At 72.2% G+C, this 23,457-nt stretch carries 19 protein-coding genes, 1 pseudogene and 1 riboswitch; of the genes and pseudogenes, 14 read left to right on the top strand and 6 right to left on the bottom strand.

The features are described from left to right. Nucleotides 1-8 precede the first annotated feature (8 nt). The gene (locus tag KME77_RS08120; protein WP_219463554.1) at nucleotides 9-2,048 is read left to right on the top strand and encodes an N-acetylneuraminate synthase family protein; all 2,040 of its coding nucleotides are present in this window, start codon (nucleotides 9-11) and stop codon (nucleotides 2,046-2,048) included. Between the two features lie 11 nt (nucleotides 2,049-2,059). Then, on the top strand, nucleotides 2,060-4,306 hold the full coding sequence (locus tag KME77_RS29115) for a glycosyltransferase (protein WP_246609405.1): 2,247 nt from the start codon (nucleotides 2,060-2,062) through the stop codon (nucleotides 4,304-4,306). On the opposite strand, the gene KME77_RS08105 is transcribed toward KME77_RS29115, so the two are convergent. The 5 genes from KME77_RS08105 to KME77_RS08085 all read right to left on the bottom strand — a co-directional run bounded on the left by KME77_RS08105 (nucleotide 4,295) and on the right by KME77_RS08085 (nucleotide 9,692). Then, nucleotides 4,295-4,912, bottom strand: coding sequence for a hypothetical protein (locus KME77_RS08105; protein WP_219463552.1), 618 nt, complete (start codon nucleotides 4,910-4,912; stop codon nucleotides 4,295-4,297). The two genes, KME77_RS29115 and KME77_RS08105, sit on opposite strands and share 12 nt — an antisense overlap. Beyond that, nucleotides 4,909-6,018: a molybdopterin-dependent oxidoreductase gene (locus KME77_RS08100; RefSeq protein WP_219463551.1), complete on the bottom strand. Its 1,110-nt coding sequence runs from the start codon at nucleotides 6,016-6,018 to the stop codon at nucleotides 4,909-4,911. Before KME77_RS08100 ends, KME77_RS08105 begins: the two co-directional genes overlap by 4 nt. After that, complete coding sequence (locus KME77_RS08095) at nucleotides 6,015-7,367, bottom strand: glycosyltransferase 87 family protein (protein ID WP_219463549.1); 1,353 nt, start codon at nucleotides 7,365-7,367, stop codon at nucleotides 6,015-6,017. The genes KME77_RS08100 and KME77_RS08095 overlap by 4 nt, the downstream gene beginning before the upstream one ends. Before the next feature lie 217 nt (nucleotides 7,368-7,584). Then, nucleotides 7,585-8,745: a DUF6716 putative glycosyltransferase gene (locus tag KME77_RS08090; protein WP_308250611.1), complete on the bottom strand. Its 1,161-nt coding sequence runs from the start codon at nucleotides 8,743-8,745 to the stop codon at nucleotides 7,585-7,587. A gap of 2 nt (nucleotides 8,746-8,747) precedes the next feature. After that, entirely contained in the window at nucleotides 8,748-9,692 is a 945-nt protein-coding gene (locus tag KME77_RS08085; RefSeq protein WP_308250609.1) for a hypothetical protein, read from the bottom strand. A 96-nt stretch (nucleotides 9,693-9,788) separates the two neighbouring features. On the opposite strand from KME77_RS08085, the gene KME77_RS08080 reads away from it, so the two are divergent. The 12 genes from KME77_RS08080 (at nucleotide 9,789) to KME77_RS08025 (ending at nucleotide 22,196) form a co-directional block, all read left to right on the top strand. Further along, nucleotides 9,789-10,604, top strand: a complete 816-nt coding sequence (locus tag KME77_RS08080) for an aldo/keto reductase (RefSeq protein ID WP_219463546.1) — start codon at nucleotides 9,789-9,791, stop codon at nucleotides 10,602-10,604. A gap of 27 nt (nucleotides 10,605-10,631) precedes the next feature. Next, nucleotides 10,632-11,597, top strand: coding sequence for a Gfo/Idh/MocA family protein (locus KME77_RS08075; RefSeq protein WP_219463544.1), 966 nt, complete (start codon nucleotides 10,632-10,634; stop codon nucleotides 11,595-11,597). 118 nt (nucleotides 11,598-11,715) lie between these two features. Beyond that, a riboswitch (cyclic di-AMP (ydaO/yuaA leader) is annotated at nucleotides 11,716-11,852 on the top strand. Nucleotides 11,853-11,865: 13 nt separating this feature from the next. Then, entirely contained in the window at nucleotides 11,866-12,555 is a 690-nt protein-coding gene (locus KME77_RS08070) for a CHAP domain-containing protein (RefSeq protein ID WP_219463540.1), read from the top strand. Nucleotides 12,556-12,717: 162 nt separating this feature from the next. Further along, nucleotides 12,718-13,152 carry a YciI family protein gene (locus tag KME77_RS08065; protein ID WP_219463539.1) on the top strand — a complete coding sequence of 145 codons (435 nt, stop codon included), beginning with the start codon at nucleotides 12,718-12,720 and terminating at the stop codon, nucleotides 13,150-13,152. 45 nt (nucleotides 13,153-13,197) lie between these two features. Next, entirely contained in the window at nucleotides 13,198-14,466 is a 1,269-nt protein-coding gene (locus KME77_RS08060; RefSeq protein ID WP_219463537.1) for an RNA polymerase sigma factor, read from the top strand. 255 nt (nucleotides 14,467-14,721) lie between these two features. After that, nucleotides 14,722-16,062, top strand: coding sequence for an ABC transporter substrate-binding protein (locus KME77_RS08055; protein WP_219463535.1), 1,341 nt, complete (start codon nucleotides 14,722-14,724; stop codon nucleotides 16,060-16,062). Nucleotides 16,063-16,119: 57 nt separating this feature from the next. Continuing rightward, nucleotides 16,120-17,070 (top strand): carbohydrate ABC transporter permease, encoded by a 951-nt coding sequence (locus KME77_RS08050; RefSeq protein WP_219463533.1) that lies wholly within the window; start codon nucleotides 16,120-16,122, stop codon nucleotides 17,068-17,070. Next, complete coding sequence (locus KME77_RS08045) at nucleotides 17,067-17,897, top strand: carbohydrate ABC transporter permease (RefSeq protein WP_219463529.1); 831 nt, start codon at nucleotides 17,067-17,069, stop codon at nucleotides 17,895-17,897. Before KME77_RS08050 ends, KME77_RS08045 begins: the two co-directional genes overlap by 4 nt. After that, nucleotides 17,894-19,303, top strand: coding sequence for a GH1 family beta-glucosidase (locus tag KME77_RS08040; RefSeq protein WP_219463527.1), 1,410 nt, complete (start codon nucleotides 17,894-17,896; stop codon nucleotides 19,301-19,303). The genes KME77_RS08045 and KME77_RS08040 overlap by 4 nt, the downstream gene beginning before the upstream one ends. After that, nucleotides 19,284-20,282 carry a LacI family DNA-binding transcriptional regulator gene (locus KME77_RS08035; protein ID WP_219463525.1) on the top strand — a complete coding sequence of 333 codons (999 nt, stop codon included), beginning with the start codon at nucleotides 19,284-19,286 and terminating at the stop codon, nucleotides 20,280-20,282. Before KME77_RS08040 ends, KME77_RS08035 begins: the two co-directional genes overlap by 20 nt. A 43-nt stretch (nucleotides 20,283-20,325) precedes the next feature. Continuing rightward, a complete protein-coding gene (locus tag KME77_RS08030; protein ID WP_219463523.1) occupies nucleotides 20,326-21,168 on the top strand; it encodes an aldose 1-epimerase family protein in 843 nt (280 codons plus the stop codon). A gap of 32 nt (nucleotides 21,169-21,200) precedes the next feature. Beyond that, nucleotides 21,201-22,196 (top strand): phosphotransferase family protein, encoded by a 996-nt coding sequence (locus KME77_RS08025; RefSeq protein WP_219463521.1) that lies wholly within the window; start codon nucleotides 21,201-21,203, stop codon nucleotides 22,194-22,196. Here KME77_RS08025 and KME77_RS08020 read toward each other — a convergent pair. Continuing rightward, nucleotides 22,143-23,457: pseudogene (locus KME77_RS08020) on the bottom strand (M64 family metallopeptidase); the annotation flags it as partial. The gene KME77_RS08025 and the pseudogene KME77_RS08020 sit on opposite strands and share 54 nt — an antisense overlap.

Raw genomic sequence — 23,457 nt, 5'->3', positions numbered from 1 at the left:
GAGTCACGTTGCGAGTCCTGGCCGTTGTTCCCGCCCGCGGTGGTTCGGCGGGCGTCCCGCTCAAGAACCTCGAGCCGGTGGGAGGGATCCCCCTGGTGGCCCGCGCCGTGCGCGCGTCGCTGCGCGCCGAGCTGATCGACCAGGTGGTGGTCAGCACCGACCACGCGGGGATCGCCGAGGCCGCCAGGAAGGCGGGCGCGCTGGTCGTCGAGCGTCCCGAGGAGCTGAGCGGCGCCACCGCCTCCAGCGAGTCGGCCGTCCTGCACGCGCTCGACGCGCTGGAGGCCGACCCGGAGGTGGTCGTGCTGGTGCAGTGCACGAGCGCGTTCATCGACTCCGGCGACCTGTCGGCGGCGGTGCGCAAGGTGCTGGACGGCGAGGCCGACTCGGTCGTGTCCGGGCTGGCCACGCACGAGTTCCTGTGGACCGCGGCCGGCGCCGGGATCAACCACGACCCGGCGGTCCGGCCGCGCAGGCAGGACCGCGAGCCGCAGTTCCGCGAGAACGGCGCCTTCTACGTCATGCGCACCTCCGGGCTGCGCGAGAGCGGCCACCGCTTCTTCGGCACCGTCGCCGTGCAGCAGGTGCCGCCGCAGCACGCGATCGAGATCGACAACCCCGAGGACCTGGAGCTGGTCCGCGCGCTCGCCCCGTTCGTCGACGCGCCTGAGCCGATCGACGTGGACGCGGTGATCACCGACTTCGACGGCGTGCACACCGACGACCGCGCCTACGTCGACTCCGAGGGCCGCGAGATGGTGCTGGTCAGCCGGTCCGACGGGATGGGCGTCGCGCTGCTGCGCCGGTCCGGGGTCAAAGTGCTGGTCATGTCGACCGAGCACAACCCGGTCGTCGCCGCGCGGGCGCGCAAGCTGGGCGTGCCGGTGCTGCAGGGGCTGGCCGACAAGCGGACCGTGCTGCGCGACTGGCTGACGATCGAGGGCCTGGACCCGGCGCGGGTGGCGTACGTGGGCAACGACGTCAACGACCTGGGCCCGATGGCCGAGGTGGGCTGGCCGGTCGCCACGCCCGACGCGCACCCGCGCGTGCGCGCCGCCGCCCGCGTGGTGCTGACCCGGCCCGGCGGGTCGGGCGCGGTGCGTGAGCTGTGCGACCGGGTCATCCAGGCCCGGCCCGAGCCGCCCGCTCCCGAGGCCGCCAGGACGCGACCCCGGCTGGGCCCGGTGGCGATCGGCGACGTGCTGGTGGGCGACGGCGAGCCGGTGTACATGATCGGCGAGATCGGCATCAACCACAACGGCGACCTCGACCTGGCCCGCAGGCTCGTCGACGTGGCGGCCGACGCCGGCTGCCAGGCGGTGAAGTTCCAGAAGCGCACCCCGGCGATCTGCGTGCCCGAGGAGCAGAAGGGGCAGATCAGGCAGACGCCGTGGGGTGAGATGACCTACCTGGAGTACAAGGAGCGCACCGAGTTCGGGCGCGACGAGTACCGCCAGATCGCCAAGTACTGCGACGAGCGGGGCCTGCACTGGTTCGCCTCGCCGTGGGACGTGCCCTCCGTGGAGTTCCTGGAGGAGATGGACGTCCTGGCGCACAAGGTGGCCTCGGCCAGCGTCGCCGACCACGAGCTGCTGCGCGCGCTCGCGGCGACCGGCAAGCCGCTGGTCCTGTCCACCGGCATGTCCACGCTGTCGGAGATCGACGAGGCGGTCGAGATCCTCGGCACCGAGAAGCTGATCATGATGCACGCCACCTCGACGTACCCGCTGCCGCCGGAGGAGGCGAACCTGCGCACGATCACCACCCTCAAGGAGCGGTACGGCGTGCCGGTCGGCTACTCGGGGCACGAGCGCGGCCTGCAGATCTCGCTGGCCGCGGTGACGCTCGGCGCGGTCTGCGTGGAGCGGCACATCACGCTCGACCGCACCATGTGGGGCTCCGACCACGCCGCCTCGCTGGAGCCCTCCGGCCTGGAGCACCTGGTGCGCGACGTCCGGATCATCGAGCAGGCCCTGGGCGACGGCGTCAAGCGCGTCTTCCCGGGCGAGGAGGCGCCCAAGGCCCGGCTGCGCCGCGTCACCGTCTGACGAGGGCGATCTTGACACTTCTGTCGGTCATCGTCCCTGTGCGCGACGGCGAGCGTTTCATCGCCGACGCGCTCTCCTCCCTGTGCCGCAACACGCGGCGCGACTTCGAGTACATCGTCGTCGATGACGGGTCGGTGGACGCCACCGGCGACATCGTCGACGACTTCCGCGCCGACCTGCCCGGCCTGACCGTCCTGCGGCACACCGTCCCGGTGGGGCTGGCGGACGCGCGCAACGCCGGGCTGGCGGCGGCCACCGGCCGGTACGTCACGTACATGGACGGTGACGACTGGCTGGCCCCCGGCTACCTGGCGCGGCTCGTCGAGGCCGTCGACGGGCTCGGCTGCGACTTCGTGCGTGCCGACCACGTGCAGGTCGAGGGCCGTAAACGGGTCCTGCACCGCGCCCCGCTGGCGCGGCGCGGCGCGGTGCTGGACCCCCGGGAGGCGATCCTGCCCGCCGGCGTGCGGACCATGGTCGACTACCCGTACGCGTGGGCGGGGGTCTACCGGCGCTCGCTGGGCGACCTGCTGCACTTCCCCGGCTCGCTGCACACCGCCGAGGACCGGCCGTGGATCTGGCGGCTGCACCGGGAGGCGGCCTCGTTCGCCGTGGTGTCGCTGGCCGGGGTGTTCTACCGGCGGATGGTGTCCGGATCGCTCACGCAGGTGGGCGACGAGCGGCAGCTCCACTTCTTCGACGCCTTCGACCTGGTGTTCAAGGATCTGGAGGAGGAGTTCCTGCCGAAGGCGGTGCGCAACTTCTGCGCGCTGCTGGCCCACCACCTGGAGATCGCCGGCCGCTTCACGCCGCCGCTGCGCGCCCGCTTCGAGGAGCGGGGCGCGCAGATGGTCAGGACGCTGCCCGCGGACCTGGTGGCGGAGGCGGTGGCGCGGATGTCCGTGGACCGCGAGGCCACGCTGCGGGCGCTGCTGCCCGAACTGCCCCCCCAGCCCCCATGTCCGGTTGCGCCGCGATCGGGAGGACTCATGACATCCCCTTCGGACCCGCCCTCCTCAGGGACGACGGTCTTCTACGCCTCGACGCTGTTCGGGGCGATGTCCGTGGCCGCGGCGATCGACGACGGCCGCTTCGCCGAGGGGCGCCGGGTCCTGATCGTGTCGAACAACGCGGCGATCCCCGAGGTCGCGCTGCCGCTGGACCGGGCGCCGGGCTTCGCGGTGCTGCGCTCGCGCTTCGACGAGGTGCACTCGTGGAACGAGCTGATCGCGCCGCTGCACCCGTCGGACTGGAAGGCCCGCGTCGTCGAGGTGCCGATGATGGAGCGGCTGATCCGCGGCCGGCTGGGGCTGGAGGAGGTGTCGGAGCTGGTGCTGGAGTCGATCGCGGTGCCGCCCGCCCGGACCATCGCCGGGCTGGTGCGCGACTGCCCGATCACCGTCTACTCCGACGGCCTGATGAGCTACGGCCCGACCCGCGACCCGCTGCCGGCCGAGATCTTCCGCCGCGTCACCCGGCTGCTGCACCTGGACCTGGTGCCGGGGCTGGAGCCGCTCCTGCTCAGCGAGTACGGGGTGCCGGCGTCGATCCTGCCGGACGAGGCGTTCCTGGCGGTGGTGCGGCAGGTGGCGACGACCGCGCCCGACATGCTGGCCGGCCAGGCGATGATCCTCGGCCAGTACCTGTCGGCCCTGGAGATCCTCACGCCCGAGGAGGAGGCGGGGCTGCACGAGTCGATGCTGCGCGGCCTGGTCGCGCGCGGCTGCTCGACCGTGGTGTTCAAGCCGCACCCGGCGGCCGGGCGCAGGCACGCGCAGCTGCTCAGGGCCGCCGCCGAGCAGCTGGACGTGCGGCTGCTGGTGGCCGGCGAGAGCGTCCCGGCCGAGGTGTGCTTCGCGGCGCTGCGGCCGGAGCTGGTGGTGGGCTGCTTCTCCACCGGCCTGGTCACGGCCGGGCGCTACTTCGGGGTGCCCGCCGCCTCGTACGGCACCGATCTGGTGCTGGAGCGGCTGGCCCCGTACGAGAACAGCAACCGGGTGCCCGTCACGATCGTGGACGCGCTGCTGCCGCGCATGGAGGCGGACGGCTCGATGCGGCCGCCGCCGCGCGTGGACCTGCCGGAGCTGGTGCGGGCGGTCGGCTACTGCATGCAGGCGGAGACGTATCCGGAGCTGCGGCCGGTCGGCTACGACTTCCCGAGGCGCTACTTCAAGCGCAAGCGCCTGGAGACCCTGGGGCTGGCGGCCCGGCCGACTGCCCTGACCCGGCTGCGCAGGAAGATCCGCTCAGCCATCTGAGGCGTGCAGCAGCAGCATCCCGGCGAGCCCGCCGAGCGGCAGCGCGGCGGCGGGGTCCATGGGGGCGACGGACCAGGCGGCCAGGCCCGCGCCCACTGCCACCGCCGTCCTGGACGCCCAGCCTGGCACTCCCAGGCCGGCCATCCCCCGGCCTGGCGTTCCCCAGGCCGCTGTTCCCCAGGCCGCTGTTTCCTGGCCCGGCGGCGAGCCGGGGCGCGCGGGTGCGGTGGTGAGGCGGGTGGTGAGGGCGGCGACCGTGAGCGCCGCCAGGACCATCAGCAGCCCGCGCCCGTAGTCGAGCGGCAGGATCGACGGGTTGTCGGCGCGCCTGCCCATCGCCAGCACGGTCGGCAGCGTCGCGAGCGTCACCGTGCCCGCCAGGACGAGCGCCGCCCTCGGCGCACGACCCAGCCCGCCCCCCGGCCCGCCGCCCAGCCGGCCCATAGCAACCCCGGCCAGCAGGACCAGGGGCGCGAGGACGGCGTCGTGCGCCACCACCACCCCGCCGAACCACAGCGCCCACCCGGCCGGGTCGCTGCCGGTCACCAGACCGTGCCCGCCGAGCGCCACGAGCGCGCAGCCGGCCGCGTACCCGATCCACCTCATGCCACCCTCACCCGGCCGATCCACTTGGTCTGCATGACACCCGGCCGGTTGGGCGCGACGAGCCGCACGGGATAGCCGTGGTCGGCGTCCAGTACCTGGCCGTTGATCCTCAGGGCGAGGAGGGTCAGCGGGTCGTTCCAGTGCGGCGGGCGCACCTCGCTGACGCGGTAGGAGCCGGCGCGTTCGAGCGACTCGACCGTCACGACCGCGTCCGGCGCCCCACCGGCCAGCCGGACGAGGTCACGCAGCCGGACGCCGGTCCACTCGCACTCCACGCTCCATCCCTCCACGCAGGCGATCGGCAGCCGTACGGTGTGCTGCGGCAGCCGGGTGAGGTCGGCGAGGCTCAGCGACAGCTCGGCGCGGACGGCCCCGGTCACGGCCAGCCGGTACGCCGGGTCCCTGATCACCCCGGTGACCTGGGCGGCCAGCGCCGTCTTGTTGACCGGCACCCCCTGCGGCCCGATGCGCGGGCCGCGCGGCGCGAGCACGGCCAGCCGCTCCAGCGGGGTGAGCGTCTCCCCCGCGGTGACGAGGGCGGCCAGGCCGGCCGCGGCGGCCACGGTGGTCAGGAAGCGGCGGCGGTCCGGGTCCTCGACGCGGGTCCACAGGTGCCGCCGCACCTTGGCCCACTCGTTGACGACGTGGACGACGAGCGCCCCGTACGTGACGTACGCGGTCCAGTAGTGCGCCTGGACGAAGCCGAACGGCCAGGGGTAGGTGTAGGCGATGTTCATCAGCCCGGTGACGAGCTGGAACAGCGCGCCCGCCACCAGGAGCAGCACGAACAGCCGCTCGGCGGCGTGCCCGGCCGAGCGCAGCGGCGGCCACTGCCACAGCTTGGGGTAGACCGTCCACAGTTTGGCCAGCAGCAGCGGGACGGTGGCGATGCCGCCGACGACGTGCAGCCCCTGGGTGACCCGGTAGAGGTTGACCGGCCGTGACGGCCACAGCAGCCAGGCGGGCGGGTGCTGGGTGAAGTGGCTGAACAGGCCGGTGGCGAAGGCGACGGTGAAGCTGACGCCGAGCCAGATCCCGAGCCTGGCGGCCACCCGCTCGGAGCGCAGGCGGCTGGTGAACCTGTCCGGCAGCGTCCGAAGGATCATGCCGCCACCTCCACCGGCCGGCGCGCGCGGCGCACGGCCCAGCCCACTGTCACGGCCAGGGCGGCCAGCGTGTACGCGAGCGTCGCGGGCCCGAACAGGTAACCGACCGCCCCCGCGAGCGCCACGCCGAGCCACTCCCACCGCCCGTCCAGGGCCACCAGGGCGACGACGAGGAGGGCGTACCAGGAGTACTCGGGCGTCAGCACCAGCAGCAGCGTCCCGCTCACCAGCAGCGCCCCGCCCCAGGGCCGCTCCGCGTCCCCGTGACGCAGCACGTAAAAGACCACGGCCCCGAGCACGAGGATCGCCGCGAACGGCGCCCAGGAGTCCGGCATCACCAGCCGCAACACGGCATACCTCCCCCGCGCCGAAGGCGCCTCGTAACCTTCCTCCTGGACGTATCCGAAGAGGTAGCCCGCGACGGACGCCCGGGAGACCAGCAGGTAGGGCAGGTAGGCCAGCAGCACCACCAGGACGGCGGGCCCCAGTGTGGCGGCGATCCGCCGCCAGGCGACACCGTCCCTGAGCCAGTCCCTGAGCCCGCCATTGGGCCCGCTCTTGGAGACGCCCTTGAGCACGCCCGACAGCGCGCCCGGCAGCGTCACCACGGGCAGCAGCTTGGCGGCGACCGCCGCCCCCAGCAGCGCTCCCCTCCCCCGCACCACGCAGAACGCCAGCACCACCAGCAACACCCCCAGCATGTCGACGTGCGCGTTGCCGACCGCCTCGGCGGGCACGGCCGGGCACCACGCCCAGTACGCGGCCTTGTCCGCGCCGAACCGGCGGCACAGCGCCAGCAGCACCCCGATCGCCATCAGCGCGCCGCCGAGCTGCAGCGCCTTGTGCCGCACGCCGCCGGGCGAGAGCAGGTGGACGGCCAGGAAGTACCCCTCGGCCAGCGGCGGGTAGATCGTGTGCACGGCCGGGCGGTTGATCCGGGTGCAGCCGCCCTCGGCCAGCCGGGCGCGGTCGGGCGCGTCGCAGTCGCCGGGGAAGAGCCAGCCGTCGCGCAGGAAGCTCAGCGCGGGGTCGGCGGGTGGATGGTCGTAGGGCGACAGGCCCGCCGCCTGCACCCGGCCGTCCCACGCGTACCGGTAGGAGTCGGTGCTGGTGCTGGGCGGGGCGGCGAGCCCGGTGGCGGCCACGACGATGCCGCCGGCGACGACCAGCGCGCCGCGCCGCCCCTCGGGCACCGAGCGCAGCAGCCACAGCGCCAGGGCGAACAGCGCCCAGGCGACCAGGTACCAGCGCAGCAGATCGGGACGCCCCAGCGCCATGCGAACGAGGACCGCGACGAGTGCCGCCAGCGTCGCGGCGAGGAAGGCGAGGGAGATCGTGTGCCTGCTCACCCTCCGGAGCCTGGCACCGCCCGGCCCGCCCGCCCACGTCGCGGCGCGGTCCGTACGCGGACCGTAAGAACTGCGCGGCCCCCGACGTCACGCGGCCCCCGACGTCACAGGGGCGGTGAGACACGCGGGCCCTGAGGCACGCAGGCCGTAAGAGCCGCGGGCACGAGGCACACGAGCCGTCAGAGCCGCGCCCCCGCAGCCACATGAGCCACAGGGGTTACGACGACAGGGCGCGCAGGTAGCGGCGCATCCTCTTCTTCGCCCGGTACCCCGCCCGCAGCACCGTCGGCGGCACGTCGAGCCGCATCCTGGCCCGCCGCCGGGCCACCGCGTGCTCGGGCCCGTCCAGCAGCGACGTCGCCGGGACGCGGGGCCGCGTCGCCACCAGCTGCTCCAGCCGGCCAGCCCAGTCGTTGCGGCCGGCCGGGTGGAAGTAGTTGGCGGCGCACCAGGCGGCGTCGGCGGGCCGGAAGTCGCCGGCCGACAGCTCCTCCAGGGTGCCCAGCAGGCCGCTGCCCTCGAACACCAGGTTGATCATCTCCGCGCCCACGCCGAAGTCGCTCAGCACCAGCAGCGGCACGTCCTGGGCGATGGCCTCCAGCGCCGCCGTGGAGCTGACCGTGACGAACCCGGCGGCCCGTACGAGCTGCTCGTGCATCGAACCCGCCGCGAACGACAGCCGTCCCGGCTCGCCCAGGTCGCGCCAGAGCCGCTGGTAGTGGTGGCGTTCGTTGTGCGTCTGCCGCTCGTCCTCCAGGGCGCGCAGCTTGACCACGACGTCCAGGTCGGGCCGGAGCCTGGCCAGCTCGGCGAGCCCGAGCAGGATGCTCTCGCGCTCCTCGCGCCGGCGCGGCACCTTGGCCTGGGTGGCGAACACGACCCGGTTCCCGCCGCCCTCGACGCGGGGGCGCAGGAACGGCAGCCGGGCCAGCCCGACCGCCCCTCCCCCGCCGAGCCGCGCCCCGAGCTGGGCGAACTCGGCCACCTCGCGTTCGCTGTGCACCACGAACAGGTCGCAGCCGCTGCGGTACAGCCACGCCTTCTCCGTGGCCGGCACCGAGATGCCCGGCAGCCCGGTCACGAACACCGGGCGCGGCGCCAGCCCGGCGAACACCTCCGCCACCAGCACGTCCACGACCGGGCCCGTGCAGGCCACGACGATGGCGTCCGGCCGGGTGCGTTCGGCCATGCGCCGCAGCGCCCGCGCCGGCAGCAGCGGCGGCGCGGGACGCCCGCCGACGGCGGCGGCGATCTGCTCGGGCGAGGGCGCGATGGGGGTGCGCACCACGGCGAGCTCCGCCTCGCACCCCTGCGGCAGGTCATCGAGCAGGCACGCCGCCCACTTCAGGTACGAGTCGGAGTCGGCGACCGCCAGCACTCTCAACCGGGAACTCCTGTCAGATGCGAGCGCAGGGCGGGGGCCGCCCTGCTGGTCCACCAGTCGTCGGGCACGTCGACCGGCTCGACCGCGACGCCGCGCGGGCTGAGCAGCACCCGCAGGGAGCTGATGGCGGTCGACGGCAGGCTCAGCACCCGCTGGCTCGGGTGCAGACCGCGCAGGGTCAGTTCGGCGGGGACGCCGCGGTCGTGCACGGTGATGCCGGGCCGGTCGCGGATCAGCGCCACGTCCACCGGGTCCTCGCGCCGGTGCGGGAAGTACGCCAGGGGCTCCTCGGAGGCCAGGTCCATGAGCCAGCGCAGGTAGCGGTCGCGGTGCACGAGGCCGTTGCGCACCAGCGAGGTGCCCAGGACGACGGTGCGCTCCTCCGGCCCCGGCTCGGCCAGCGGCTGCTCGCGCAGCCAGCCGAAGTCGTGGCGGACGAGGCCGGCGCCGGCCGCGCGCACGGCCCGCTCCAGGTCCGCCGAGACCGGCAGCGCGGTGAACACCGTCACGTCGCTGAGGCGCAGCCTGAGCGACGCCGCCAGGCCGAGGACCGCGCGCGGCCCTCCGTGGCGGGCGCGGGCCCGCAGCAGCGGCCGGTACGGCCCGGCGGCCAGCAGCTCCAGCAGCCGGAGCGTGGCCAGGCCGTCGTCGACGATCACGATGCGCCGCTGCCCGGAGGTGAGCCAGCGGAGCTGGACCTTGCCGGAGAAGGCGTCGCCGACGGCGTGGACCCGGCGCGGCATCCGCTCGCGCGGCTCGGCCAGCTCCAGGCCCTCGGGCAGCGCCAGCCCGGACAGCTCGCGGCGGGTCGCCTTGAGCGCGCGCAGCCCGGCGCGCGGCACGACCACGGTGGCCTGTCCGAGCAGTCCAGCGCGGTGCGCCTCGACGGCGCACAGCATCTGTAGCGGGGACTCCACCCAGGCCGACGCCTGCTTGCCCACTCTGTTCTCCCAGCCGGGTGATGGCCCGTTCACGACCGCTTCAAGCTAGCCCGGCCGCCTTAAGCCGTCAGAAACGGCACATGAACAATGGAGAGCATGAACTCGCTATTGCTCAACACGGACGGGGTCCACATCCCGCAGCTCGGGTTCGGCGTCTGGCAGGTGCCCGCCGACGAGGCCGAACGTGTCGTGACGGACGCCCTGGAGGCGGGCTACCGCCACATCGACACCGCGGCCGCGTACGGCAACGAGGAGGGCGTCGGCCGGGCCCTGCGCGCCTCGGGGATCGCGCGCGAGAAGCTGTTCGTCACGACCAAGCTGGCCAACGACGACCACGGACGGGCCGAGGAGGCGTTCGAGGAGAGCCTGGAGCGGCTCGGGCTCGACCACGTCGACCTGTACCTCATCCACTGGCCGATGCCCGCGCGGGACCAGTACGTCGACGCGTGGAGCGTGCTGGAGAAGATCTACCGGGCCGGCCGGGTCAGGGCCATCGGAGTGTCGAACTTCACCGTCGAGGCGCTGGAGCGGCTGGAGGCGGAAACGGACATCACTCCCTCTATCAACCAGGTCGAGCTGCATCCTTATTTCCAGCAGCGGCAGATGCGCGACTTCCACGAGGCCAACGGCATCGTGACCGAGGCGTGGAGCCCGCTGGGGCAGGGCAAGGGGCTGCTGGCGGACCCGGGGCTGGCCGTGCTGTCGGACAAGCACGGCAGGACGCCCGCGCAGATCGCGCTGCGCTGGCACATCCAGCTCGGCAACGTCGTGATCCCGAAGTCGGTCACGCCGGCCCGGATCAAGGAGAACTTCCAGGTGTTCGACTTCACCCTGGACGCCGAGGACATGGCCGCCATCGGCGCCATGAACACCGGCCGGCGCATCGGGCCGGACCCGGCGACTTTCACCTGATGAGGTGATTGCCTACGATCCTTGCCCATGAGAGATCTTGCCTGGGGCATCGCGGCGACCGGTGGCATCGCCAGGACTGTGGGCGCGGTCATCGCCGCCGAGCCGGGGATGCGGGTGGCCGCCGTGGGCTCGCGTTCGGTGGAGCGCGCCGCGGCGCTGGCCGCCGAACTGGGGGCGGAGTCGGCGCACGGCTCGTACGAGGAGCTGTGCGCCGACCCGGCCGTGGACGCCGTCTACGTGGCCACCCCGCACGCCCAGCACCTGGAGGTGGCCGAGGCGGCGATCGCGGCGGGCAAGGCGGTGCTGTGCGAGAAGCCGCTGGCCGCGTCCGTGGCGGACGCCGAGCGGATGGTGGCGCTGGCCCGCTCGGCCGGGGTCTTCCTGATGGAGGCCATGTGGATGCGGTTCAACCCGCTGATCCAGCGGGTGGCGGCCGATCCGCGGTTCGGCGGGATCCGGTCGGTGGGGGCGTCGTTCGGGTTCGCGCTGCCGTACGACCCCGCCCACCGGCTGTGGGCGCCGGAGCTGGGCGGGGGCGCGCTGCTCGACCTGGGGATCTACCCGTTCGGGCTGGCGCAGCTGTTGCTGGGGACGCCTGCCGAGGCGCATGTGACGGGCTCGCTGGCGCCCTCCGGGGTGGACGCCGAGGCGGGCGGGGTGCTGGTCTATCCGGGCGGCAGGCGGGCGCTGGTGGAGTGCTCGCTGCTGGGCCCGTACGCCAACGACGCCTACGTGGTGGGCACGGAGATGCGGGCCGACATCCAGGCGCCGTTCTGGGCGCCGGAGAGGGTGCTGCTGAGCGGCCCGGGGATGGAGCGGGAGGAGCTGACGCTCGATCCGGGGGCCGGCGGCAAGCAGGCCGGCTACGTGGGAGAGGTGCGCGAGGTGCGTGACGCGCTGGCCGAGGGCAGGACCGAATCCGCGATCATGCCTCTTGACGAAAGCCTTGCCATGATGGGGCTTCTGGCCGACGCGAGGGGGCAACTCTCCTAGCTGGCGATTTATGGATTTGTAATCTCCTTGCCTCTTGTATTACCTTCTAGGGCATTCGCGGCTTACGTCCGGTTTGTCCGGTTCGTTGCCGAACCATCACGAAGAAGATCGCAGGATCGTCCTGCGACCGCTGAATCCGCCTCACGGCGGAACCGGGGACCCACGTTCTTGGGGTGAATCGGCACGTCAGTGCCGTAGGGCAGCTTCCACGCCCGAACCCGTCAGCTAACCCGGTAGGCGGCATGGAAGCAAGGAGAATCCCCCTTCGATGGCCAAGCATCGTTTTACCCGTGCCCCCCGGTTCGACGTCGTTCGCGGCGCGCTCGGCGTGACCGTCGCGGTCGCCGCCGCCTTCAGCGGCCCCGCCGGCGCCCACGCCGTCACCTCCCCCGCCACCCCCGTGGTGGCCGCGAAGCTCTCCTCCTCCCAGACGCACCCGGAGAACGGCAAGGCCGGCGCCGTGAAGGTGACCGCCGCCCAGGTCCTGGCACTGGCCAAGGCCCAGGTCGGCACCTCGGAGGACGCCTCCGGCGGCGGCACCAAGTTCCAGCGCTGGTACATGGACTCGCCGCGCGCCCTGGAGACCGTCAAGCGTGACGGCGGCTCCCCGCAGGCGTACCTGAACGCCGCCTGGTGCTCGATGTTCGTCTCCTGGGTCGGCGAGGAGAGCGGGGCCCGCGCCACGGTCGGCTGGGACGCCTACACCGTCGCGCACGCCCGCTGGTTCGCCGCCAACAAGCGCTTCGGCGTCATCGCCAAGCCCGGCGCCGTGGTGTTCTTCTCCTGGGGCGGCGGCAAGGACCTGAGCGACATCCAGCACGTGGGCTTCGTCGTCAAGGACAACCACAACGGCACCATCAGCACCATCGAGGGCAACACCGGCAACGGCCGGGTCGAGGAGCGGGTGCGCCCCAAGGCCCAGGTCGTCGGCTACGGCTACCCCGAGTACGCGGGCTGAGCATCCCGGTCACGAGCGCGCGCCCCGCCCCGGGGCGCGCGCTCGCCGCTTTCCCGGCCCGTCCGCCACAATTCCCTCCAGGGTTTCGAGGCACGGGCTGTCGATGCGCGCCGTACGCGTTCGACGCGTCGGTGAGAGCGTCACGAGGGAGGGACACCGCTGATGAAGTTCATGATCGTCGGGAAGTCGAACGCGGAGGTCGAGGCGGGCGCGCTGCCCGAGCCCGGCATCGTCGAGGCGATGCACGAGTACAACGCGACGCTGGCCAGGGCGGGGGTGCTGCTGGCCGCCGAGGGCCTGTACCCCAGCTCCGCCGGGGCCCAGATCGCCTACGACAAGGACGGCAGGGCGACCGTGCTGGACGGGCCGTTCGCCGAGGCCAAGGAGCTCATCGCCGGTTTCTGGCTGATCCAGGTCAAGTCGCGCGAGGAGGCGCTGGAGTGGGCGATGCGCGTCCCCGTGCCGCGCGGCGGCTACGAGGGGGTCGGGCTGGACGTCTGGCGCGTGTACGACGCCTCCGACGCGGCCGACGAGTCCGTGCCGCCGGAGGCGTTCGAGCGCACCCTGCACGAGCGGCTGCGGGGCGACGACCACTGACGGCCCCGGGTTGCGAGAGGTGGCCTGAGCTGCTGTCATGGCCGGATGACGGCGACCGACACGCACCGCGCGATCGAGGCGGTCTGGCGGATCGAGGCGGCCCGGCTCATCGCCGGGCTGACCGGCCTGGTACGTGACCTCGGGCTGGCCGAGGAGCTGGCCCAGGACGCGCTCGTGGCGGCCCTGGAGCAGTGGCCGCGGGAGGGGGTGCCGCGCAACCCCGGCGCCTGGCTCATGACCGTCTCCAAGCGGCGGGCCGTCGACCACGTCCGCCGCCAGGAGCGCTACGCCCGCAAGCTGGCCGAGATCGGCCGTGACCTGGGCGAGGGCGTCGAGGACGAGCCGCCGGAGGAGATCGAGGACGACCTGCTGCGGCTGGTGTTCACGGCGTGCCACCCGGTGCTGTCCACCGAGGCCCGGGTGGCGCTGACGCTGCGTGTGCTCGGCGGGCTGGCCACCGACGAGATCGCCAGGGCGTTCCTGGTGCCGGAGCCGACGGTGGCGCAGCGGATCGTGCGCGCCAAGCGGACGCTGTCCGACAAGCAGGTCCCGTTCGAGGTGCCGCAGGGCGAGGAGCTGGAGGGGCGCCTGTCGTCGGTGCTGGAGGTCATCTACCTGATCTTCAACGAGGGCTACGCGGCCACGGCGGGCGACGACTGGATGCGGCCGGGCCTGTGCGAGGACGCGCTGCGGCTGGGCCGGGTGCTGGCCGGGCTGATGCCCGAGGAGCCCGAGGTGCACGGCCTGGTCGCGCTCATGGAGATCCAGGCGTCGCGGGCCGCCGCCCGCGTGGGCCGCGACGGGCGGCCGATCCTGCTGCTGGAGCAGGACCGGGCCCGGTGGGACCGGCTGCTGATCCGCCGCGGCCTGGACGCGCTGCGCCGGGCCGAGGAACTGGGCGACGAGACGCCCCTCTACGTGCCCGGCCCGTACGTGCTGCAGGCCGCCATCGCCGCCTGCCACGCCAGGGCGTTCACCGCCGGGGAGACCGACTGGCACGCCATCGCCACCCTGTACGAGGCGCTGGCCCGCATCTCCCGCTCACCCGTCGTGGAGCTGAACCGGGCCGTCGCCCTGTCGATGGCCCACGGCCCGGCCGTGGCGCTGGAGCTGGTGGACCGGCTGGCCGGCGAGCCGGCGCTGAAGGGCTACCACCTGCTGCCGAGCGTACGCGGTGACCTGCTGGCCAAGCTCGGCCGCACGGCCGAGGCGCGGGCGGAGTTCGAGCGGGCGGCCACGCTGACCCGCAACGAGCGCGAGCGGGCGCTGCTGCGCGAGCGCGCCGCCTCCTGCGCCGGCTCACAGCAGGGCTGACGCCTCCTGCGTCCAAGATGGGCCACAAACGGTACCGATGAGATGGGAGCGCTCCCAAACGACCTTTTGGGGCCTTTGTCAGTGAAAATCCTGTATCACGGGAAGAATATGCACCATTGGTAACGGTTGCGTTTCGGCGCATTGACGTTCACAACGCCTGAAGGCACCCTTTGTGGGAGCGCTCCCAAAGACTCCCCCCGCGGCAGGAGCGTGCCGCGGCTCACTTCCCACCGTTCACCCGAGAAGGGGTCCACCATGATGATCCGCAAGCGTCGCGGCGGCCTTGCCGCGGCTTCGGCCCTGGCGGCGGCGGCGCTGGCCGCCGCGTCTTGCAGCTCCGGCGGCGGCACCGCCTCGTCCAGCGCACCCGCGTCCAGCGCCGCTGCCGAGCCGGTCACGATCCGGGTGCAGACGTTCGGCGGCGGTTCCAACTTCGGCTACAAGAACGCCATCACGAAGTGGAACGCCGAGCACAAGGACATCCAGATCAAGGAAGAGCACCTGACCGACCAGTTCGAGCAGCAGTACTGGCCGCAGATGATCCAGTGGCTGCAGGCCGGCAACGGCGCCGGCGACGTGGTCGGCATCGACGAGGGCGGCATGGGCCTGGCCAAGGCGCACCCGGAGTGGTGGGCCGACCTGAAGGAGTACGGCCTGGACTCGCGCCAGGGCGACTTCCCCGCGTGGAAGTGGGAGAACGGCCTGACCGCCGACGGCAAGCTGTTCGGCCTGGGCACCGACATCGGCGGCATGAGCATCTGTTACCGCACGGACCTGTTCAAGAAGGCCGGGCTGCCGACCGACCGTGAGAAGGTCACCGCGCTGTGGCCGTCCTGGGACGCGTTCATGAAGGTGGGCCAGCAGTTCCAGGGCAAGGTGAAGGACAGCAAGTTCGCTGACGGAACCAACACGCTCTACCAGGTGGTCCTGTACCAGGAGGCGGCCAAGAACGGCAACGTCACCTACTTCGACAAGGAGAACAACCTCATCGTCGACAAGAACCCGGCGGTGAAGACGGCCTTCGACTTCGCGACGAAGATGAGCCAGCAGGGCCTGACCGCCAAGCTGCGCAACTTCACCGACGAGTGGGCGGCCGGCACCCAGAAGGGCTCGTTCGCCACGCTCGGGTGCCCGTCGTGGATGCTCGGCGTGGTCTCCGGCAACGCCGGTGACAAGGGCAAGGGCCAGTGGGACGTGGCCGGGGTGCCCGGTGGCGGCGGCAACTGGGGCGGCTCCTGGCTGGCGGTGCCCAAGCAGAGCAAGAACCCGAAGGAAGCGGCCATGGTGGCCGACTACCTGACCAACGCGCAGACCGAGGCGAGCATCTTCACCGACTTCGGCAACATGCCGAGCAACACCAAGGCTCAGCAGGACGCCGCGGTGCAGGGCGCGAAGAACGAGTTCTTCAACGACGCCCCCATCGGCGAGATCTTCGCCAAGTCGGCCGAGACCCTTCAGCCGGTCTTCCTCGGCGTCAAGCACGCCCAGGTCAAGAACGCCATCGAGTCGGTGATCCAGGGCATGGACGACGGCTCGGTCGGCTACGACAAGGCCTGGAAGCAGCTGGTCGACGACGCGGTCAAGGCCGCGGGTTAGTTCGTCCCGCCCGGCCCGCGACCAGCGGGCCGGGCTGATGCCGCCGAAAGGTCTCCCATGAGCATCGACACCCTGCCGCGGGCGGTGCGGCACACGCCGCACCGGCCGCCCGGTCGTCGCTGGCGTTCCCGGCTGGACGTCAAGGCGATGCCGTACACCCTGGTGTCCCCGTACTTCATCCTGTTCGCCGCGTTCGGGCTGTTCCCGCTGGCCTTCACGCTCTACTACTCGCTCTACGACTACGACCTGGCCGGCACCACGGAGTGGGCCGGGCTGGAAAACTACACCAAGCTGCTGGCGGACGAGGACTTCTGGAACGCCGTGGTCAACACGGTCGGGATGTTCTTCCTGGCCACGGTGCCGCAGCTGCTGCTGGCCCTGTTCCTGGCCAACGCGCTGAACAAGCGCCTGAGGCTGCGCCTGGCGATCCGGATGAGCGTGCTGCTGCCGCTGGTCACCTCGGTGGTCGCGGTGGCGGTCGTGTTCACGCAGCTCTACGCCCGCGACTGGGGCCTGGTCAACTGGATCCTGGGCTGGTTCGGCGTCGACGCGCTGAACTGGCGGGCCGAGCGGATCCCGTCGTGGATCGCCATCGCCACGATGGTCGACTGGCGCTGGACCGGCTACAACGCGATCATCTTCCTGGCCGGCATGCAGACGATCCCGAAGGACCTGTACGAGGCGGCGGCCATCGACGGGGCCTCACGGCGGCGGCAGTTCTGGCAGATCACCCTGCCGATGCTGCGCCCGACCATGATCTTCGTGGTGCTCAACTCCACGATCGGCGGGCTCACGCTGTTCTCGGAGCCGACCACGTTCTACAACGGCAACGTGGACGGCGGCTCACAAGGCCAGTTCCAGACGGTCGCGATGTTCATCGTCAAGCAAGGGTTCCGCGAGTTCGACTACGGCTACGCCGCCGCGGCGGCCTGGCTGCTGTTCCTGCTCATCCTGATCGGCGCCTTCGTCAACTTCATGTTCGTGCGCAGGATCGGGGGCACCAAATGACGAACTGGTCGCCGACCCTCATCACCAGGGTCATGCTGGCGCTGGCCGTCGTGCTGTCGGCGTTCCCGCTGTACTGGATGCTGGTCATCGCCTCGCGGACCAACTCCGACGCGGTCTCGGTGCCGCCGCCGTTCCTGCCGGGCGGCAACCTGGGCGAGAACATCGTCGCGGTGCTCAACAACGAGGACGCCCACTTCCTGCTGGGCCTGACCAACTCGTTCATCGTGGCGAGCGTCGTCACCGTCTCGGTGGTGATCATCTCGACGCTGGCGGGCTTCTCCTTCGCCAGCCTGAACTTCAAGGGCAGGAACGTGCTCCTGCTCGCCGTCCTGCTGACCATGGCGGTCCCGCTGCAGCAGATGGGCGTGGTGCCGCTGTACCGGCTGATGGTGAGCCTGGAGTGGACGGGAACGCTCAAGGCGGTCATCCTGCCGTACCTGCTCAACGGGTTCGGCGTGTTCCTGATGACCCAGTACACCCGCCAGGCGGTGCCGATGGAACTGGTCGAGGCGGCCAGGGTCGACGGCGCGGCCACCCTGCGGATCTGGTGGAGCGTCGTGCTGCCGGCCGTGCGGCCGGGCATGGCGGTGCTCGGCATCAACACCTTCATGCTGATGTGGAACGACTTCATGTGGCCGCTGATCGTGCTGACGCCGGACAACCCGACGGTGCAGATCGCGATCACCTCGCTGAACGCCAGGTTCTCCACCAACTACACGTTGATCTTCGCGGGAACGGCGCTGTCCATCATTCCGCTCATCGCGGTATTCGTCGCATTCGGCCGCCAGATCGTCGGCGGACTCATGGAAGGTGCGGTCAAGGCGTGACGACACAAGAGGAACAGACGCGTACCGGGCTGCGCTTCCCCGCGGGATTCGCGTTCGGATCCGCCACCTCGGCGTACCAGATCGAGGGCGCGGTGGCCGACGACGGGCGCGGCACCTCCATCTGGGACACCTTCACCAAGACCCCGGGGCGGGTGCTCAACGGGGACAACGCGGACGTGGCCATCGACCACTACCACCGCTACCGGGAGGACGTCGCGGTCATGGCGGAGCTGGGGCTGAGCGCCTACCGCTTCTCCGTCTCCTGGCCGCGCGTCCAGCCCGACGGCTCGGGCAAGATCAACCACAAGGGCCTGGACTTCTACAAGCGGCTCACCGACGAGCTGCTGCGGCACGGCATCGACCCCTGGCTGACCCTCTACCACTGGGACCTGCCCCAGCCGCTGGAGGACCGGGGCGGCTGGCCGAACCGCGACACGGCCTACTGCTTCGCCGACTACGCGGCGACCGTGCACGAAGCGCTGAAGGACCACGTGCACACCTTCAGCACCGTCAACGAGCCATGGTGCGCCGCGTTCCTCGGCTACGCCTCGGGCGAGCACGCCCCGGGCCGTCGCGAGCCGGAGAACGCGATCAGGGGCGCGCACCATCTCAACCTCGCGCACGGGCTGGCCGTGCAGGCGATGGACGCGCGCAGGGTCGGCGGGTGCGTCAACCTGTACGCGGTCACCCCGGAGACCGACAGCGAGGCGGACCTGGACGCGGCGCGGCGCATCGACGGGCTGCAGAACCGGTTCTTCCTCGACGCGCTCATGACGGGACGCTATCCGCAGGACGTGCTCGACGACCTGCGGATGGACCTCGGCTTCATCAAGGACGGCGATCTGGCGACCATCGGCGCCCCGATCGACCTGCTGCTCGTCAACTACTACAGTCGCTTCACGGTTTCGGGAGCACCAGGCGGCAGGGCATCGGCGGCGGCGGCCCCCACGGAGTCCGCCTCGCCGTGGGTGGGCAGCGAGCACGTGTCGTTCGTCAACGGCGGCCGTCCGGTCACCTCGATGGGCTGGGAGATCGACCAGGGCGGCCTGGTCGAGGTCCTGGAGCGGGTGGCCCGCGACTACCCGCCGATCCCGCTGGTGGTCTCCGAGAACGGCGCCGCCTTCGAGGACGTCCTGGAGCACGGCCGGGTGCACGACGCCGAGCGGGTCGCCTACTTCGAGGCCCACCTGCGCGCCTGCCGCGAGGCGATCGAGGCGGGCGTGCCCCTGGAGGGCTATTTCGCCTGGTCACTCATGGACAACTTCGAGTGGGCATGGGGTTACGGAAAGCGATTCGGCCTGGTCCACGTGGACTTCGAGTCGCAACGCCGGGTTCTGAAGGACAGCGCCATCTGGTACTCGGAGATCATCCGGCAGAATAGGCCTCATGAACCGACCGACTCTTGAGGCAGTCGCGGCTCGGGCAGGTGTGGGCCGTGGCACGGTGTCGAGAGTCATCAACGGCTCGCCCAACGTGAGCGAGAAGGCCCGTGACGCCGTGCAGCGGGCCATCAAGGAGCTGGGTTACGTGCCCAACCGCGCGGCGCGGGCCCTGGTGACCAGGCGCACCGACACGGTGGCGCTGGTGGTGTCCGAGTCGGAGCTGCGCGTCTTCGACGAGCCCTACTTCGCGGGCACCATCAGGGGCATCGGCTCGGCCCTGGCCGAGACGGGCCTGCAGCTCATCCTGGCCATGGCCCAGTCGCGCGAGGAGCACCAGCGGCTCCAGCACTACCTGACGGGGCAGCACGTCGACGGCGTGCTGCTCCTGTCGCTGCACGGAGCCGACCCGCTGCCGGGCAGGCTGGAGGCGATGGGCGTGCCGACCGTGCTGGGCGGCCGTCCCGTCGGCCTCGACCCGTACAGCTACGTGGACATGGACAACCGGGCCGGCGCCCGGCAGGCGGTCAAGCACCTGCTCGGCCTGGGCAGGAAGCGCATCGCCACGATCGCCGGCCCGCAGGACATGAGCGTGGGCGTCGACCGGCTGGCCGGCTATCGCGACGCGCTGCTGACCTCGGGCGTGCAGGAGCTGGTGGCCTTCGGCGACTTCTCCGAGGAGACCGGCGTGGCCGCGACGACCGAGCTGCTGGCCGCGCAGCCTCGGCTCGACGCCGTGTTCGCCGCCTCCGACCCGATGGCGCTGGGCGCCATGCGGGTGCTGAGGGCGGCGGGCCGGGCGATCCCCGACGACGTGGCGGTGATCGGGTTCGACGACTCCAAGGCCGCCCTGCTGTCCGACCCGCCGCTGACCACCGTCCACCAGCCGACCGAGCAGATGGGCCGGCAGATGGCCCAGCTCCTGGTGGCCCGCATCAACGGCGAGGAGCTGCGCCAGCCCGTGGTCATCCTTGACACCCACCTGGTGCGGCGGGAGTCGGCCTGACCGGGAGATATCCTTTGCCCGACCCCTGAGAGAGGATCCCCCCTTGCCCCAGCTTGCCGCCGCCGGTTACACCGCGCAGATCAGCTCGCGCGGCGCCGCGCTCAGGTCGCTCAAGCACGGGGAGCGCCACCTGATCACGAGCTGGCCCGCCGAGGGCCCGGTCCCCTACTTCGCCGGCACGATCCTGGCGCCCTGGCCCAACCGGGTGGGCGGCGCCCGCTACCCGTTCGGCGGGCGCGTGCACCAGCTCACGGTCAGCGAGCCCGAGCGCGGCCACGCCCTGCACGGGCTGGTCTCCGACGTCGAGTGGCGCATCGTGGAGCTGCTGGAGGCCGAGGACCACCACGCCTTCGTACGGCTCGCGCACACGATCACCCCGGCGGCGGGATACCCGTTCACGCTGGCCCTGACCGTGACGCACCGGCTCGACGAGCGCGGCCTGACCACCACGGTCGCCGCGCGCAACGAGGGCGGGGACGCCGCCCCGTACGGGTGCGCCGCGCACCCCTGGCTGCTCGGCGACGACCTGAGCCTGCCCGCCTCGAAGGTGCTCACCACCGACGAGGTGCTGCTGCCGCGCTCGCTGGAGGACGTCTCCGGCTCCCCGTACGACTTCCGCGAGGCCAGGCCGCTCGACGGCCACGTGGTCGACCACGCCTTCACCGGCCTGTCGGCCGGGGAGGCCAGGGTCGGCGGGGTGCGGATGACGTGGGACCCGGCCGTGCTGCCGTGGGTGCAGGTGTGCACCGGCAGGCAGCTCGACTACGAGGGCGTGGCGGTGGAGCCGATGACGTGCCCGCCCGACGCGTTCAACTCCGGCACCGACGTGGTCGTGCTGGAGCCCGGCGGCGAGCACGAGGCGAGCTGGACGATCAGCGCCGCCTGAACCCTGATTTTCGCGGACGGCAGGGAGTTCTCGTGGACAGCAGGACCAAACGGCGGTTATCGCCTGCCCAGCTCGACGACCTGGCGCGGCGGGCGCTCGGCGCGGGCGTGAGCGCCTCGACCGAGCTGACCGACGGCTACGCCAACGCCGTGTGGCGGCTGACCCTGGACGACGGCCGGCAGGTGGTGCTCAAGCTGGCCCCGCCGCCCGACCTCGACCAGCTCAGCTACGAGCGCAACCTGCTGCGCATGGAGGCGGCCGCCTACGAGCTGGCCGCCGCCGCGGGCGTGCCGGTGGCGGCGCTGCTGCGGGCCGGGTTCGACGACCCGGTGCTGGGCGGCGACTACCTGATGCTGGCCGCGCTCGACGGCGTGTCCTGGAACGACGTCAAGCCCGACGGCGAGGCCGCGCTGCGGCGGGAGCTGGGGCGCCTGCTGGCCCGCTTCAACGCGGTGACGGGCGAGGTGTTCGGCTACCCGCACGCGGGCATCACCGGCGCCACCTGGCGGGAGGCGTTCCTGGCCATGGTGGGCGCGCTGCTGGCCGACACCGAGCGCTGGCCGACGCCGCTGCCGCTGCCCGTCGCGGAGATCGCCGCGGTGTTCGAGGCCGCCTCGCCCGTCCTGGACGAGGTGCGCACGCCGCACCTCGTGCACTTCGACGTCTGGGCGGGCAACGTCTTCCTCGACCTGTCCGGGCCGCCCCGCATCCAGGCGATCATCGACCACGAGCGGGCGTTCTGGGGCGACCCGCTGGCCGAGTTCGCCACGCCGACGATCTTCGGCGAGCTGCGCGAGGACGACCCGCTCCTGGCCGGGTACCGCGAGGTGACGCCGCTGGAGCTGGACGCCGCCGCGCGGACCCGGCTGGACCTCTACCACGCCTACCTGTACCTGATCCTGCTGGTGGAGAACGGGCCGCGGCAATACCCGGAGTCGGAGTACGCCCGGGTCCGCGACCTGTCCACCGCCGCGTTAACCAGCGCCCTGGACCGCCTCGTACGCGCTGCCCCGGGGGCCCGCGCCTAGCGTGCGGCACTGTCCCGCGCCCACGCCGGTGATCGTGTTCGGCACGTCCAGGTCCACCGGCGCGGGCGTGTTGCCCGTGCAGGCGAGCGCGCCCTTGACCGTGGTGCCCGACAGGATCGGCGCGGTGTTGGCGCTCAGCAGCGCGGCGCCGCGGACGTCGGCGCCCACGACGGCCAGCGAGGCGGCCCTGTCGACGCTCAGCGCGCCGTCCACGCGCGTGCCGAGCACCTGCACCGAGGCCGCCCTGGACGCGGCCAGCGCGCCGGTGATCCGGCCGCCCGTGACGACCAGCGACGCCCCGGGCTTGACCGTGACCGTGCCGCTGACCTGCGCGTCGTCGAGACAGGTGACACCCGTGGCGACGGTGAGGCCGCCTCTGCGCGCGCCGGTGACGGTGGTGGTGCAGGCGGGCGGCGGGGCGATCGTGGTGACCGTGAACCGGCCGGCCTCGCCGTAGTTGCCGGCGCCGTCGATCGAGCGGTACTCGATCGTGTGCCGGCCGCGCGGCAGCTTCCCGTACACCAGGGAGTCGATGACCGTCCCGTCCTCGCTGAACGTCCACGGCAGCGCGGAGGAGGTCGGCCAGCCGAAGTAGTTGAACCAGCCGTCCTGGTCCACCCGCGACTCCGAGACCACGTAGCCGCCCCGGTCGTCGGTGCCGGTCAGCTTCATGGAGAAGGGTCCGTTGTAGACGTAGGCGTCGCCGGACCTGGCCAGCGGGCGGGACAGCTCGTAGGCGGTCCTCGGCGAGGTGGCGTCCACGCTCCAGGTCAGCGTCACGCCCCCGTACGCGGCGGTGAGCGTGTGGGCGCCGTCGGCGAGCTTCAGCGCGCCGAGGTCGAGGTCGCTGCCGGTGCCGGGCAGGCGCGTGCCGTCGAGGGTCCAGGTGACGGCGGGCACGCTCGCGGCCGGGTGGGTGGTCTCCACGAAGACGACGTCCGCGCGGCCCAGCGGGTGGCCGACCGGCGTGCTGGAGACGATGCCGGGCGTGACGCCGTCGGGCGGCGTGGTCAGCGAGGTGTCCACCGTCCAGGAGCGCGTCCCGGACATGGCCGTCCGCACCGCCGGGTCCCTGACGAACGAGGTCGGGTCCGTGACCGTCGCCCGCACCGTGTGCGTGCCCGGCGACAGGCCGAGCGTGCGCAGGTCGAGGGCGTCGCGGTCGCCCGGCAGGTCCTGGCCGTCGACGTTCCAGGTGGTGGTGAGGGCGTGGGTGTTCGGGCGCATGGGCTCCACCCACAGCACCCGGTCGGCGCCGACC

The sequence above is a fragment of the Nonomuraea rhizosphaerae genome (genome assembly GCF_019396405.1).
Lineage (GTDB): Bacteria > Actinomycetota > Actinomycetes > Streptosporangiales > Streptosporangiaceae > Nonomuraea > Nonomuraea rhizosphaerae.
The sequence above is the reverse complement of the archived record's forward strand: the minus strand, read 5'-3'. Positions and strand labels throughout refer to the sequence as shown.

What these genes read in the sequence shown, in the direction of transcription:
- KME77_RS08070 (WP_219463540.1), top strand. Translation starts at nt 11,866, where the DNA reads ATGGCCAAGCATCGTTTTACCCGTGCCCCCCGGTTCGACGTCGTTCGC.
- KME77_RS08075 (WP_219463544.1), top strand. Translation starts at nt 10,632, where the DNA reads ATGAGAGATCTTGCCTGGGGCATCGCGGCGACCGGTGGCATCGCCAGG.
- KME77_RS08035 (WP_219463525.1), top strand. Translation starts at nt 19,284, where the DNA reads ATGAACCGACCGACTCTTGAGGCAGTCGCGGCTCGGGCAGGTGTGGGC.
- KME77_RS08045 (WP_219463529.1), top strand. Translation starts at nt 17,067, where the DNA reads ATGACGAACTGGTCGCCGACCCTCATCACCAGGGTCATGCTGGCGCTG.
- KME77_RS08050 (WP_219463533.1), top strand. Translation starts at nt 16,120, where the DNA reads ATGAGCATCGACACCCTGCCGCGGGCGGTGCGGCACACGCCGCACCGG.
- KME77_RS08065 (WP_219463539.1), top strand. Translation starts at nt 12,718, where the DNA reads ATGAAGTTCATGATCGTCGGGAAGTCGAACGCGGAGGTCGAGGCGGGC.
- KME77_RS08105 (WP_219463552.1), bottom strand. Translation starts at nt 4,912, where the DNA reads ATGAGGTGGATCGGGTACGCGGCCGGCTGCGCGCTCGTGGCGCTCGGC.
- KME77_RS08100 (WP_219463551.1), bottom strand. Translation starts at nt 6,018, where the DNA reads ATGATCCTTCGGACGCTGCCGGACAGGTTCACCAGCCGCCTGCGCTCC.
- KME77_RS08080 (WP_219463546.1), top strand. Translation starts at nt 9,789, where the DNA reads ATGAACTCGCTATTGCTCAACACGGACGGGGTCCACATCCCGCAGCTC.
- KME77_RS08060 (WP_219463537.1), top strand. Translation starts at nt 13,198, where the DNA reads ATGACGGCGACCGACACGCACCGCGCGATCGAGGCGGTCTGGCGGATC.
- KME77_RS08055 (WP_219463535.1), top strand. Translation starts at nt 14,722, where the DNA reads ATGATGATCCGCAAGCGTCGCGGCGGCCTTGCCGCGGCTTCGGCCCTG.